General features: G+C 56.3%; 14 protein-coding genes. 11 read left to right on the plus strand and 3 right to left on the minus strand.

Annotated elements, in window-relative coordinates; genetic code table 11:
- Nucleotides 1–2 precede the first annotated feature (2 nt).
- From gspG to L463_RS11165, 11 genes are all read left to right on the plus strand, one after another.
- Nucleotides 3–452, plus strand: coding sequence for a type II secretion system major pseudopilin GspG (gspG, locus tag L463_RS11215; RefSeq protein ID WP_003858352.1), 450 nt, complete (start codon nucleotides 3–5; stop codon nucleotides 450–452).
- Nucleotides 452–937: a type II secretion system minor pseudopilin GspH gene (gene gspH, locus L463_RS11210; RefSeq protein ID WP_032103420.1), complete on the plus strand. Its 486-nt coding sequence runs from the start codon at nucleotides 452–454 to the stop codon at nucleotides 935–937. Before gspG ends, gspH begins: the two co-directional genes overlap by 1 nt.
- Entirely contained in the window at nucleotides 930–1,310 is a 381-nt protein-coding gene (gspI, locus tag L463_RS11205; RefSeq protein ID WP_015571001.1) for a type II secretion system minor pseudopilin GspI, read from the plus strand. Before gspH ends, gspI begins: the two co-directional genes overlap by 8 nt.
- On the plus strand, nucleotides 1,307–1,915 hold the full coding sequence (gspJ, locus tag L463_RS11200) for a type II secretion system minor pseudopilin GspJ (protein WP_032103418.1): 609 nt from the start codon (nucleotides 1,307–1,309) through the stop codon (nucleotides 1,913–1,915). The genes gspI and gspJ overlap by 4 nt, the downstream gene beginning before the upstream one ends.
- Nucleotides 1,912–2,922, plus strand: a complete 1,011-nt coding sequence (gspK, locus tag L463_RS11195; RefSeq protein WP_032103417.1) for a type II secretion system minor pseudopilin GspK — start codon at nucleotides 1,912–1,914, stop codon at nucleotides 2,920–2,922. The genes gspJ and gspK overlap by 4 nt, the downstream gene beginning before the upstream one ends.
- Nucleotides 2,923–2,937: 15 nt before the next feature.
- Entirely contained in the window at nucleotides 2,938–4,071 is a 1,134-nt protein-coding gene (gspL, locus tag L463_RS11190) for a type II secretion system protein GspL (RefSeq protein WP_032103415.1), read from the plus strand.
- Nucleotides 4,068–4,553, plus strand: coding sequence for a type II secretion system protein GspM (gspM, locus tag L463_RS11185; RefSeq protein ID WP_017384857.1), 486 nt, complete (start codon nucleotides 4,068–4,070; stop codon nucleotides 4,551–4,553). The genes gspL and gspM overlap by 4 nt, the downstream gene beginning before the upstream one ends.
- Entirely contained in the window at nucleotides 4,550–5,347 is a 798-nt protein-coding gene (locus L463_RS11180) for a prepilin peptidase (protein WP_023303380.1), read from the plus strand. Before gspM ends, L463_RS11180 begins: the two co-directional genes overlap by 4 nt.
- Nucleotides 5,348–5,601: 254 nt before the next feature.
- On the plus strand, nucleotides 5,602–8,304 hold the full coding sequence (locus L463_RS11175) for a glycosyl hydrolase family 18 protein (RefSeq protein ID WP_032103412.1): 2,703 nt from the start codon (nucleotides 5,602–5,604) through the stop codon (nucleotides 8,302–8,304).
- A gap of 102 nt (nucleotides 8,305–8,406) precedes the next feature.
- On the plus strand, nucleotides 8,407–8,847 hold the full coding sequence (iagB, locus tag L463_RS11170) for a type III secretion system invasion protein IagB (RefSeq protein ID WP_017384854.1): 441 nt from the start codon (nucleotides 8,407–8,409) through the stop codon (nucleotides 8,845–8,847).
- A 134-nt stretch (nucleotides 8,848–8,981) separates the two neighbouring features.
- On the plus strand, nucleotides 8,982–10,793 hold the full coding sequence (locus L463_RS11165; RefSeq protein WP_032103410.1) for a glycoside hydrolase family 19 protein: 1,812 nt from the start codon (nucleotides 8,982–8,984) through the stop codon (nucleotides 10,791–10,793).
- A gap of 146 nt (nucleotides 10,794–10,939) precedes the next feature.
- Here L463_RS11165 and L463_RS11160 read toward each other — a convergent pair whose 3' ends face one another.
- The 3 genes from L463_RS11160 to ltaE form a co-directional block, all read right to left on the minus strand.
- Entirely contained in the window at nucleotides 10,940–11,953 is a 1,014-nt protein-coding gene (locus L463_RS11160; protein ID WP_017384852.1) for an NAD-dependent epimerase/dehydratase family protein, read from the minus strand.
- A gap of 92 nt (nucleotides 11,954–12,045) precedes the next feature.
- Entirely contained in the window at nucleotides 12,046–13,482 is a 1,437-nt protein-coding gene (locus L463_RS11155; protein ID WP_032103409.1) for an SDR family oxidoreductase, read from the minus strand.
- A 10-nt stretch (nucleotides 13,483–13,492) separates the two neighbouring features.
- Nucleotides 13,493–14,494, minus strand: a complete 1,002-nt coding sequence (gene ltaE, locus L463_RS11150) for a low-specificity L-threonine aldolase (protein WP_015570991.1) — start codon at nucleotides 14,492–14,494, stop codon at nucleotides 13,493–13,495.

Genomic DNA, 14,494 nt, shown 5'->3' on the forward strand with positions numbered 1-14,494 from the left:
TCATGGCTTTAAAACGTAAAAACCTGGCTCGCCAGGCGGGCTTTACATTGCTCGAATTAATGGTGGTCATTGTTATTCTCGGCGTACTGGCGAGTATGGTGGTGCCAAATTTAATGGGCAATAAGGAAAAAGCCGATACGCAAAAAGCAACCAGCGATATTGTCGCGCTCGAAGGCTCGCTGGATATGTACAAGCTGGATAACCACCGCTACCCGACCACAGAGCAGGGTTTGCAGGCGCTGGTGACCAAACCTGAAATCGCGCCAATCCCGAACGGCTACCGCACGGACGGCTATATCCGTCGCCTGCCGCAGGACCCCTGGGGCAATGATTATCTTCTGGTGAGCCCGGGTGAACACGGCGCGGTGGACGTCTTCTCAGCCGGTCCGGACGGCGAAGCCAATACCGCCGATGACATTACAAACTGGTCTCTGGATAAGAAAGAGAAATAATGAAAAATCAACGCGGCTTTACGTTGCTGGAAATTATTCTGGCGCTGGTGATATTTGCCAGCTGCGCCATGATGGTGGTGTCCACCATTCCTTCGCGCAGCGGCGCGGATATATTTGGCCAGCAATTAAAAGCGCTCGTTGATTATGGTTCAGACCGTGCGGTGATGGACGGAAATATTGTCGGGCTGGTGATCGCCACCGATAAATATCAGCTGGTGACGATCGCCGATAAAAATGGCGAGCGGCACTGGATGCCATTATCTGCCGGACGCATTAACACCAAAGGTGATTTTCCGGAAGAGATGCATGTGTCGCTTTCGCCGCAGCGTCTGGACGCGACGGTGACCTCCGAGCCGCAGGTGATCTTTTTACCGGACGGTGAAATCAGCCGCTTTACGCTGACGCTGCAAAGTTACGACAAACAGCACCATTTCCGCGTGGTGTCGCACGGTGCGGCGCCGGTATCGGTAGAAAACGATGGCTAACGGCAACAAAAAGCAAAAGGGGATGACGCTGCTGGAGGTGATGGTCGCTCTGGTGATTTTCTCCACCGCCGCGCTGGCACTGATGAACTCGGTCTCCCTGAACGTGCGTTTTACCCATGGCCTGGCCGATACCTTGCAGGCCAGTTGGGTGGCGGAAAATCAGCTGGCGGAAGCACAGCTCACCCGAACCGACTTCCCGGATGCTGAACAGCAGGGGACGGAAATCATGGGCGGGCGCAGCTGGAACTGGCGTAAGCAGCGGGTGAAAACCGCCGACAACGTCTGGGCGAATACCCTACGCGTGTATGCGGAAAGCGATGAGAGCCAGCCGGTTATCTCCCTGCGCATCATTCCGCCGGGAGAGAGCAAGTGAAGAAAACGCGACGCCAGCGCGGATTTACCCTGCTGGAGATCATGATTGCGCTGACTATCTTCGCGGTGATCAGCACCCTGGCCTGGCAAATTCTGGACGGCGCGATGCGTACCAGCTCGGCCACCGATGCCAGCGCCGCAAAGCTCAACCAGCTTCAGCGCGCCTGGAGTCTGATGGAGCGTGATTTTTTCCAGCTTCAGGCGCGCGCCCCGCGTAATGAGCCGGAGCTGTTTCGTCAGGAGGGCGATGCTCTTGAACTGACCACCCTGAATGGCGTGAGCGGAACGGTCCAGCTGGAGCGCGTGCGCTGGCGGCTGGAAGAGGGGCGTTTGCATCGCGACGTCTGGCCGGTCATTGACGGCCCGGCGGACGTTAAGCCTGACGAGGTGCCGATTGTCAGCGGCGTAAAATCATTGCAGTGGCGGTTTTATCGTCAGGGCTGGCTGACCGCCTGGCACGACGCCGCCCATCTGCCGGACGGCGTGGAGGTTACGTTGACGATGGAAAACGGGGATACCTGGCGCTGGGTGTTCACTACACCGGGTGATATGCCGGAGGTGGCCGCTGCCGCAGCGCCAGCGCCTTCGCCGGAGACCAGACCATGAAACGGATCCGTCAACAACAGGGCGTCGCCCTGCTGGTGGTGCTGATTTTGCTGGTGATGATGTCGGCGCTGGCCGCCAAAATCAGCCAGCAGTTCTGCCGTAATTTGCAGAAAACGCATTATCAGGTAAGCCAGCAGCAGCTGCGCTGGGCGATGCAAACCCAGGAAAAAGTGGTGAAGGACCGGTTACAGACCGACGCCAGCGGCGAGAGCAAGCCGCTGGCCCTGGACGGCGACTGGCATCAGCCGCTGGAGACGCAGGGTGAGGACTATACGGTCGTGAGCCAGGTGGAAGATGCGCAGGACTGCTTTAACGTCAATAACCTGTTGACCGCCGACATCGCACCCCAGGGGCAAAGCGCTCCCGGGGTGGCGGAAAAATCGCGTAAAGAGCGGATTGTTGAACAACTCCTGACGGAAAGCGGCCTCAGCCCGGGCACGGCGGAGGCGGTCTATTTCCAGCTGGTGGATTATCTCGATGGTGACAGCACCACGGCGAAGGAGGGGGCCGAAAGCGATGCGTGGGCTGGCGTCGTGCCCGCGCGGCAACCGGCAAATCAGATGATGCGCAGCATCGCAGAAATCAAACTGCTGCCGGCGTTCCCTGTTACGGCGTATCCGAAGGTGAGCAAGCTGCTATGCGCGCTGCCGGACACTGTCAGCAAGGTCGATGTCAACACTCTGCAACCGGAACAGGCCGCCGTGCTGGCGGCCATGTTCCCGGGAAAACTGACGCGGGATGACGCCGTTCGCCTGTTGGATGCGCGTCCGGAATCGGGCTGGGAAAATATGGAAGCGTTCAGCAAAGCGCTGGAGCAGGCCTTCCCGCAGTTAAAAGACGATCTCCCGCAGGTGGCGGATCAATTTTCTATAAACAGCCGGTACTTCCGCGTGAATTACACCGGCAATACCGATGAATTAACGCTTCGCGTGGTCAGCCAGCTTCAGGTGAATAACGAAGCCGGTGAGATCGTGACGTGGCAGCGTCGTTACCGAATGATTGAATAAGAAAAGTAGAACGTTATGAAACAGGTACTTTTTGTTCGTCCCGACAGCCGCGAGGGCGGGAAAATAATGTGGTGTGAGTCCGGCAGCGAGCGCGTTGAGGTGGTCGACAGCCTGGAGATGCTGGCCGAACACCCCCTGGCTACGCGCGTTTGTCTCCTGTTGCCCGCCAGCGACATGATTTTCCGCCATTTTACGCTGCCGAAAAAGGTGGCTTCTCAGGCGATGGCCTTCTCGTGGATGGCGGAAGAGACGCTGATTGGCGACGTGGACAACCTCCACTGGACGGTACTCCACAAAAAAGGCGCCGACGTCGACGCCGTGGCCATTGACGCCGACCGCCTGCGCGCGGCATTAACCCGCTGTCAGGAGGCCGGATTAAACGTGATTCAGGCCCTGCCTGATGCCTGGCTGCTGCCCGTGACGACAGGGGGCAGCACGCTGGTCGCACAGGATGATAGCTACTGGCTGCGTTTATCGCCCCATGTGGCGGGTGAAATGGAGGCAACCCTGCTGCCGCTGTTAATGCAGAAAGCCGGGGTCGGGGAAGTGTGGTGTTACGGCGATGCGCCTGCGAAGGTGCACGTTGACGTGCAGCATGCCTGGCAGCATCCGCTGGCACTGATTCAGCCGCAGTGGCAAACCTGCCGCGTTAACCTGCTTCACGGTGAATTCAGCCTTAAGGCCGGTAATGGGCGGGCGGCGAAAAGTATGAAAGCCGCGATGGTGGCGGCGGGTGTGCTGTCTGTTGCTCTGCTGCTGGGGCCACGCATTGCAATGGCCTGGATGCTGGTGCAGCAGGAAAATCGGGTGCAGGAGGAGATCGTCCAGGTTTATCAGCACCATTTCCCCAGCATGCGCCAGCAGACCAATATCAAATATCACTTTGGTCAAAGCCTGAAAAAACAGAGCAAGGGATTCTTTCTTCAGCTTGATGAGCTGGAGAACGCCCGGCAGTCAGTCCCTGCGATGGAGATCGAGCTGCTGGAATACGATGCGCAGCAAAACACCCTGACGCTGAGCGTCAGCGCGCAAAACCAGCCCGCGTTGCAGGCGTTTGTTAACCAGACCAGTGAGAATTTTGATTTTACCTTACAGCCTGTTTCAACAACCGAACCGTATACCGCCATGATCGCAGGGAAACATAAATGAAAGAGCGAATCGCGCAGCTGAAGTCACGCTATCAGAATTATAGCACCCGGGAAAAAATTATTTTAAAAATATGTGCCGTTGCCATTGTGGGGGCAGTGGTGTATTACACGGGAGTGATCCCCCTGGATAATATGATTCAAAATAGTAAGTCGACGCTTAAAAGACAAAAAGAAACCCTTAACTGGATGCGCAGTGAAATTGATAAAAATCATCTTCAGGTCCAGATAGTCAAAACGAATAATCCGCGTACGGTGGTCGAGAACAGCGCCCATGAAATTAACCTTTCACTGACGGATATGCGCCAGGAGGGGCAAACTTTATCGTTCGTGTTGAATCGGGTGAATGTGTATGAATTAAGAAGCTGGCTGCGTGAAATTAATCAGACCTCCGGCGTGAGACTGCAAAAAATAAACCTCACGCCGGTGGACCACCTCAGCGACGTGAAAGCGCAGGTGCAGCTCACCTGGTCAAAAAACGCATGAATACCTTTTCGCTGATGCGGGACGCCTTTCCGGTAGGGTTCCCGATAATGAGTGCGATCCTGGGCGGCATTGTGGGCAGTTTTCTTGGCGTTGTCGCCGAACGCGTACCGGGGATGGTGATGGATGAGGAGGGGAGTGGCAATCTGCTCTTTCCGGCCTCGAACTGTCCGGTGTGCCAGCACGCACTTGCCGCGTGGGAAAACATCCCGCTGCTCAGCTGGCTGTTATTACGGGGACGCTGCCACCAGTGCGGCAGCGCGATCCCGCTGCGACTCTTTCTGGTCGAACTGATCTCCGCCTTGTTTTTTGGCATCACGGCCTGGTGCATGCCGGACGTTCAGGCGCTGTTCTCTTTGTGGTTACTGGCGGCTTTTTTACTGCCGCTGGCCATGATCGACTGGCAGCATCAGCTGCTTCCGGACTGCCTGACCCAGCCGCTGCTGTGGGCGGGGTTAGTGCTCCATGCGTTTGACCACACGTTGCCGCTACGCGATGCGCTGTTCGGCGCGGTGGCGGGCTATCTGTCGCTCTGGCTGCTCTACTGGGCTTTTCGTCTGATCACGGGACGAGAAGGTCTGGGTTACGGGGATTTTAAGCTACTGGCGGCGCTGGGCGCCTGGTGCGGCTGGCAGGTGTTGCCCTCCATTGAACTGGCGGCAGCGTTAAGCGGTATTGTCGGTTATTTCGCCGTAAATAATTTAAATAAAAATAACCTCACTATTTCTTTTGGTCCTTATCTCGCCTTTGCTGGAATAGTGGTGTTTATGAGCCAGCAATTTGCTTTCACATTTTAAATATACAGGTCAAGATTTTTTATAAATCTTTTTGATGGAGGAAGGGAAGGACGACCCTTTACGCTCAGTGTATCGTAAGAGATATAAGCTACACGGAATTTCAGCTTGTATCTTTTAATGGAGGAATACAACGCAGCAACAATTTTTTGTTCACGGCACTCACGTTGGTTAAATACGCATTACGCGAAACGCATCCATGATCTCACGGAAGACATGGGTTATTACGTTACGAATAAATTTATCAGGAAATAAAAATGAAATTTATGAAGCCAAAATATCTGGCGCTCTTTATTGCGGCGGCAACCAGCTCCGCATTTGCAGCAGCGCCAGGGGCACCGACGATCGGCTATGGCAATGACAAATTTGCCCTGGTGGAAGTGGATCAGGCAGCCCAGGATTATAACAATCTTGTCAAAGTGCATAACGATGGCGTGGATGTAAAAGTTGAGTGGAACGTCTGGAGTGGTGATGCGCCAACTTCAGCGAAAGTTCTGCTGGACGGACAAACCGTATGGACCGGCGCAGCCGGCGCGACGGGCTCTGCAACGTTTAAAGTGAAAAAAGGCGGGCGTTATCAGGAACAGGTTGAAGTCTGTAACGCCAGCGGCTGTGCGAAAAGCGCCAGCAAGCTGATTATTGTGGCAGACACCGACGGTAGCCACCTGCTGCCGCTGAATACGTCTCTCAAAGAGAATAACAAAGCGTTTGCGAAGCATACCGATAAAGTGGTTGCGGCCTACTTCCCGGAGTGGGGCGTTTATGACCGTAACTTCCCGGTTGATAAGATCCCTGCGGCAAACCTCAACCACATTCTTTACGGCTTCATTCCAATCTGTGGCGGTGACGGCATCAACGACGGCCTGAAAACCATTGAAGGCGGCAACAGCTTCCGCGTGCTCCAGAACGACTGTAAGGGCCGACCTGACTATACCGTGGCGATCCACGACCCATGGGCTGCGCTGCAAAAACCACAGGCTGGCGTCTCCGGCTGGGACGACCCGTATAAAGGTAACTTTGGCCAGCTGATGGCGCTGAAAAAAGCGCATCCGGACCTGAAAGTGCTGCCATCTATCGGCGGCTGGACGCTCTCCGATCCCTTCTTCCACATGGGTGACCCGGCTATCCGCGCACGCTTTGTCTCTTCTGTGAAAGAGTTCCTCCAGACCTGGAAATTCTTTGACGGCGTGGATATCGACTGGGAATTCCCTGGCGGCGGCGGTGTGAGCGAAAACCTGGGCAATCCGCAGCAGGATAAAGCGACCTATACCGCGCTGATGCATGACCTGCGCACCATGCTGAACGAGCTGTCTGCACAGACGGGCCGTACCTATGAACTGACCAGCGCCATCGGTGCAGGCCGCGATAAGATCGAAGACGTGGATTACACTGCCGCTCAGCAGTACCTCGACCACATCTTCCTGATGAGCTATGACTTCTACGGCGGCTGGAGCAACACCGTTCTCGGCCACCAGGCGGCGCTGCGCGCGCCAGCATGGCGTCCGGACACTGACTACACCACTGAAAATGGCGTTAACGCGCTGCTTTCCCAGGGCGTACAGCCAGGCAAGATCGTGGTGGGTGCGGGAATGTATGGCCGCGGCTGGACCGGCGTGCATGGCTACACCGGTAACAATCCATTCACCGGTACGGCAACCGGCATGGTGAAAGGCACCTGGGAACCGGGCGTGGTTGACTATCGTCAGATCGTGAACGAATACAAAGGCAAACCAGGCTGGGAATACGGCTACGACACGACCGCTGAAGCCCCTTACATCTTCAACAAATCCACCGGCGACCTGATCACGTATGAAGATGCGCGTTCAACCACGGCGAAAGGCAAGTATGTTCTGGCCAATAAACTGGGCGGTCTGTTCGCGTGGTCTATCGACTCTGATACCGGCGACATTCTGAATGCGATGAACGAAAGCCTGCTGGGCGGCGACTCGACTCCGGTTGATCCGGTGGTCACCAACCACGCGCCAATTGCGTCCTCTGCCGATCAGAACGTGTCTGGCCCGGCAACCGTCACGCTCGATGGCTCTGCATCCAGCGATCCTGATGGCGATGCGATTACCTACAAATGGACTCAGGTCTCTGGTCCGTCGGTCACCATCACCAACAGCACCAAAGCGAAAGCGACCTTTAACGTTGCCGCCGCGACGTCCGACCAGACCATGGTGTTCCGCCTGACGGTGACCGATGCAAAAGGCCTGAGCAACGCGATTGATGTCCAGGTGGTGAACAAGGCGCCGAAAGCTAACCAGGCACCGGTTTTAAACCCAATGGAAGCGATCACGCTTGAATCAGGTGAAACCTATGCGCTGCATGCCCAGGCTGCGGATCCAGACGGTGATACGCTGACCTACGCCTGGAGTGTACCAGCAGATATGCACGCTACCGGGACTGACTCCGCGAACGTGAACATCACGGCGCCGGAAGTGAGCTCGACGTCTACCTACACCCTGAGCGTGGTGGTGAGCGACGGTAAGACCAGCGTGCAGTCTAACGTCCAGGTTACCGTGAATCCGAAAGCGGCGCCTGCACCGGTACCTGCTGACGAAGACGATAACCCGGCGGATGACGTTACCCCTCCGGCTGATGATGTGACTCCACCGTCTGACAAAGGGAGCTGCGATGCACCTGTGGATGCTAACGCCAGCAAATATGCGGCGTGGGAATCCAGCAAAATCTACAACGGTGGCGATACCGTAAGCTTCGACCATCTGGTGTGGAAAGCGAAGTACTGGACTCAGGGCAATCAGCCTGGCTTCGGTGTGGATGCATGGGAGCTGGTAAGCAACGTGAAGATGAACTGGCGTTCTGACCTGGTCTACAACGGCGGCGACACCACCACCTATGAAGGAAACGTTTACCGTGCGAAATGGTGGACCCGTGGTGATAATCCAGCCAACAGCGACGTATGGGTAAAAGAAGGCGCATCAACAGACTGCAAATAATCTAACCCATTAATGACTCCCCCTTTTAGAGGGGGAGTGATTCAAAATTCATTTTACAGGATGTTGGTAAGGAGAAATAACCGAAACTGTCAGCAGGTAAAAATGAAAAAGTTGATTTTGTTGTTATTGATAATAAGCCAAAGCGCTCTGGCAAACTGTTGGAATAAAGCGGCGCATTATTATCATGTCGACCCTTATTTACTGTACGCGATAGCGAATGTGGAATCCGGAATGAACCCGTATGCGGTTGGGCAAAACCGCGATGGCACGCGGGATGTCGGGCTGATGCAAATCAACAGTTCGCATTTTACAGCGCTGGAAAGCAGAGGAATCGACGAATACCGGTTAATCACGGAGCCGTGTACCTCGATCATGGTCGGGGCTTCTATCCTTGCCGGGATGATCAGGGTGTATGGCTATAACTGGGAAGCCGTTGGCGCGTATAACGCCGGACTGAAAAAAGAAAATTATCCGCAGAGGATGAAATATGCCCATAAGGTCTGGGCCAAATATCAGCAACTGAAATTAGCAGCACGTTATTAACGTTTTTTATTTTTGAAGAATTCCTGAAGGTGTTCTTCGAAAAGTGAAAACAGCTGAATGTGGTTTATGTATTAACGGAGTAATACCTAAGCCGGGATTTTAACATTTAATTTTAAACGAACAGGAAAACTGAAATGAACAAAAGGACGTTACTGAGTGTACTCATTGCGGGAGCCTGCGTGGCGCCACTCATGGCTCAGGCTGCTAACCTGAAGGAGACCAGCAGTGAGCCGTACACCATCAAAGCCAGCGATCTGGCGAAGAAAGAGAAGGAACTGACGGACTTCCCGCTGATGGCTTCGGTTAAAGAGACCATCCAGACGCTGGATAACGCGCAGGTTGAACTGATTGAGCCAGGCCGGGCGGCGAACCCGGACAACGTTAAACGCGTTGAAGGGATTGTGAAAGCCAGCGACTGGGAATATCTCTTCCCGCTGCGCGCGCAGGCCTATACCTACAGCAACTTCCTGAAAGCCGTGGGTAAATTCCCGGCGCTGTGTAAGACCTACAATGACGGTCGTGACAGCGACGCCATCTGCCGCAAAGAGCTGGCCACCATGTTTGCCCACTTTGCCCAAGAGACCGGCGGCCACGAAAGCTGGCGTCCGGAAGCCGAATGGCGTCAGGCGCTGGTCCACGTACGTGAAATGGGCTGGAGCGAAGGGCAGAAGGGCGGTTATAACGGCGAATGTAACCCGGACGTCTGGCAGGGGCAGACCTGGCCTTGCGGTAAAGATAAAGACGGCGATTTCCTGAGCTACTTCGGTCGTGGTGCGAAACAGTTGTCCTACAATTACAACTACGGTCCATTCTCTGAAGCGATGTACGGCGACGTGCGTACGCTGCTCGACAAACCTGAGCTGGTGGCGGACACCTGGCTGAACCTGGCGAGTGCGATCTTCTTCTTCGCCTATCCGCAGCCGCCAAAACCAAGCATGTTGCAGGTGATCGACGGTACATGGCAGCCGAACGATCACGATAAAGCCAACGGTCTGGTTCCGGGCTTTGGTGTGACCACCCAAATCATCAACGGCGGCGTTGAGTGCGGCGGCCCGACTGAAATTGCGCAGTCTCAAAACCGTATCAAGTATTACAAAGAGTTCGCGAACTACCTGAAAGTGCCTGTTCCGGCGAACGAAGTGTTGGGTTGCGCTAACATGAAGCAGTTCGACGAAGGTGGCGCAGGCGCCCTGAAGATTTACTGGGAACAGGACTGGGGATGGAGCGCGGATACTCCGGACGGCAAAACCTACTCTTGCCAGCTGGTGGGTTACCAGACCCCGTTCAGCGCATTTAAAGACGGTGACTACAGCAAGTGCGTGCAGCACTTCTTTAACGTGAAAATTGTTAACGACGAGGGTTCTTCCGAGACCCCGGACGAAACGCCGGTCACGCCAACACCGACGCCATCCGACGATGAAACGCCGGCACCAACCCCAGCGCCGGATGAAACGCCGGTTGTGGTGAACCACGCGCCGGTTGCGCAGATTGCCGGTCCGATCGGTGCAGTGGAAGCGGGTGCGCAGGTTTCTCTGAGCGCCGAAGGCTCTACCGATCCAGATGGTAACACGCTGACGTATACCTGGCGTTCCCAGGATGGTCAGACTGTTACCGGTCAGGACAAAGCGGTTGTGACCTTTACAGCGCCAGAGTCTGCGACGGCGCAGCAGTATGAAGTGAGCCTGACCGTCAGCGATGGCGAACTGAGCAGCACCACGTCTTACCTGCTGAACGTGAAAGCGAAAGCGGCAACGCCATCCGGAGAAGATACGTCTTACCCGGCATGGAGCGCGAACAGCAAGTACAACGCCGGTGATATCGTGAACAACCACGGTAAACTGTTCCAGTGCAAACCGTTCCCGTACAGCGGCTGGTGTAACAATGCGCCGACGTACTATGAACCTGGCGCAGGTCTGGCATGGGCTGAAGCCTGGACGGCATTATAAACAGCAAACGGCAACCCCCAGGGTTGCCGTTTTAGTGTCTGCACCCTCTCCCTGTGGGAGAGGGCCGGGGTGAAGGCATCAGTCCGCACTCTCTGTTTTTTGCCGGGTGGCGCTGCGCTTACCCGGCCTACATGAGGCTGGAACGCTTACCGGTGCAACTTCCCGTGATCCCGTAACCACGCCGCCGTACGCACTATCCCTTCATCCAGCGATACAATCGGTTTATATCCCAGCTCGTTCTCCGCCCGCGAAATATCCAGCGTAAAATCAAAGTTGAGCTTCGATACACCGTAATGCGTCAGCGCAGGCTCTTTCGCCGATTTACTGCCAAAGCGCTCCATGCTGCGGGCAATCATGTCCAGCATCGGGTAAGGAACAGAACGGATCCGGCAGTCGATTTTTAACTCGTCAATCAGCCTTTGCACAATGCTGCGCAGGGTACAGGGTTCGCCGTTGGTGATGTTGTACGCGCGGCCCGACACCAGCTTATCGCATTCCGGCTGGCTCGCCAGCCACATGGCGTGAACGGCATTTTCGTAATAGGTCATGTCCACCAGCGCATCGCCGCCGCGCGGTAACAGCACGCTGCCGTAGTGGTGCATCATCTGGGCCAGTCGCGGGATAAAGACTTTGTCGTGCGGCCCAAACAGGCTCTGCGGACGCAGCACGGTAAAGCGGGTGTGCGGGTTTGACTGGGCCAGCAGGTCGATCACCTCTTCGCCCGCCGCTTTACTGCGGGCAAACTCGCAGGCGAAGCGCGCCGGGCGGAAATCTTCCTGAATATCACGATGGTGGTGATAGTCGAAATAGAGCGACGGGGAGGAGATATGAATAAAGTTACGCACGCCCCAGGCGACGGCCCATTCGCCCAGACGACGCGTGGCGCGCACGTTGGCGAGATCAAAGGCTTCCTGGGTACCCCACGGAGAGGTAAAACTGGAGCAGTGCCACAGCGTATCGATACCGGCGAGCATCACCTTGGCCTGAGAGGAGACCAGTTCCGTCAGATCGGCATGGACAAATTCAGCGCCCATTTTTTGCAGGAGCTTACCCATCGCCTCATTGCGACCGGTGGCCCTCACGCTGATGCCTTTGTTGCGCAGAAACTCGACCGCATTTCGGCCTAAGCCGCTGGTCGCCCCGGTAACCAGTACCTTCATAACAATCCACTGTGTTGAAAAGAATTTCGTGCGCATTCTTTCGTGAATTACGATGTGTTGCAATGGGAAAGGTGAAAGATTAAGAGTTTTATTTAGTTATTTTCCCGCTTTTCTTCTGCCAGTTGCGCAATCCGTTTCGCCATTCCGCGGAAGATAAACAGGTGTGCCGGGATCATCAGCAACCAGTAAAACAGACCCGGCATTCCGTGCGGATGCCACCATGCCCGAACGTCCAGTTCACGATGGTCGCCGTTGTCCTTGAGGGTGAAGCAGAGCCGCCCCAGCCCCGGCGCCTTCATGCCAAACAGCAGCGCCAGCTGTTTTTCCGGCTCAACAATAATCACTTTCCAGCTGTCGACGGTATCGCCCACCTTCAGCCAGGGATGGGCAGGGCGGCCTTTTGCCAGCCGGTGACCGACCAGCAGATCCAGCGCGCCGCGCGTTTGCCACAGAATATTGCCGAAGAAATAGCGCTCTTTGCCGCCGATCTGGTTCACAACTTCCCACAGCGCTGCCAGGCTGGCCGTGGTTTTTACCGTACAGCCCGCCTGTTTCGGATAATAGCCGTACTCGGGCCGCCAGCGGGCAAACGCCTGCGCGTCATAACCCCAGTCGCTGGAGTTCACCAGCTTCTCTTCCTCTTTCAGCGTGTTGCGCACCGCGTCGTCAAAGCGGATGAGTTCCTGGGGAATTAAGGCGCGCAGCGCGCGATCGTCCGCCAGCAGATCGTGCTTCAACCCCTGGATAAGCGCTTTGGCGGTCGTCGGCGGCACGGAGGTGATCACATTCAAAAACCACACCGATATCCAGCGGGTCGGGAAGGGGATGGGGATCAGCCAGCGGTGGCGGCCACTCACCCGCATAAAATGTTCGAACTGCGCCTGATAGCTCAGCACTTCCGGGCCTGCCGCCTCCAGCACGCGATGCTGCTCCGCCGGGTGATCCAGCAATGCCACCAGATAATGGAGTAAATTCTCCAGCGCAATGGGCGTGGTGCGCGAGCGTACCCAGCGCGGCGGCGTCAGCACGGGCAGGTTGTAGACCATATCGCGCATCACTTCGAACGCGGCGGAACCCGCGCCGACGATGATCCCTGCCCGCAGTTCGGTAACGGGGATACGGGCGCTCCGCAGCGTTTCTGCCGTCAGCTGTCGGGCGCGTAGATGGTCCGACTGCTCGTGCTCAGGCGCCTGGAGCGAGCTTAAAAAAATCACCTGCTTCACCGGCGTTTGCAGCAGCGCATCACGAACGTTCATCGCCACCTGACGCTCGTGGGCGATAAAATCGCCGCCTTCGCCCATGCTGTGGACAAGGTAGTAAAGCGTATCGACCCCTTCCAGTAGCGCAGGAAGCGCTTTCGGCCAGCTAAGGTCAACGTTGTGACACGTCACGCCAGGCAAATTTAGCTTTTGCAGGCGTTCCGTGTTGCGTGCCGCTGCCAGCACCTGGTGCCCCTGCTGGCTTAACGCAGTGGTCAGATGCTGACCGATATACCCGCTGGCGCCGAGCACCAGAATACGTTGCGGCACGGTATGCTCCTTAACGCTGTAAAAAAGCCTGCCAGTGTTTCACCACCTCGGTCAGCTGCTCGCGGTTAACGTCAAGGTGCATCACCAGCCGTACGACCGGGGAGGCGTTAATCAGCACGCCTCGGGCTTTCATAAAGTCGCCCAGCGCGGCAGCATGCTCATCGCCGACGCGGACAAACAGCATGTTAGTGTCGTGACGCATGACATCAGCGCCGATTTCACGCAGCTGCGCTGCCATCCACGCCGCATTGTCGTGATCGTCTTTCAGGCGTGACACGTTATTTTTCAGGGCGTACAGTCCGGCAGCCGCCAGAATACCCGCCTGACGCATCCCGCCGCCGGTCATTTTGCGCCAGCGGTTGGCGCGCCTGATGTAGTCCGCGCTGCCAACCAGCAGGGAACCTACCGGCGTACCCAGCCCTTTAGAGAGGCAAATGGTGAACGAGTCGCAATATTGGGTGATCGCTTTCAGCTCGCAGCCGTACTCCACCACGGCGTTGAAGATACGTGCGCCGTCAACGTGCAGGCCGAGCTTACGCTCGCGGGTAAAGTCCCATGCCGCTTTCAGGTATTCGCGCGGCAGGACTTTACCGTTATGGGTGTTTTCAAGGCTCAGCAGTTTAGTGCGGGCGAAGTGAATATCATCGGCTTTGATTTTCGCCGCGACCTTGTCCAGCGGCAGCGTACCGTCCGGTGCGGCATCGATCGGCTGCGGCTGGATGCTGCCAAGCACCGCCGCACCGCCGGCTTCGTACAGGTAGTTATGCGCCCCCTGGCCGACGATATACTCCTCGCCGCGCTCGCAGTGGCTGAGCAGCGCCACCAGGTTAGCCTGCGTGCCGGTGGGCAGGAACAGGGCAGCCTCTTTACCGCTCAGCTCTGCCGCATAGCGCTGGAGTTCGTTGACCGTCGGGTCATCGCCGTAGACGTCGTCCCCGACCGGGGCAGCCATCATCTCTTCGAGCATGGCGCGGCCCGGACGGGTAACGGTATCACTACGTAAATCAATCAT

Origin of the sequence: Enterobacter sp. BIDMC 27 (genome assembly GCF_000534415.1) — a bacterium.
In the GTDB taxonomy this organism is placed as follows: Bacteria; Pseudomonadota; Gammaproteobacteria; order Enterobacterales; family Enterobacteriaceae; genus Enterobacter; species Enterobacter hormaechei_C.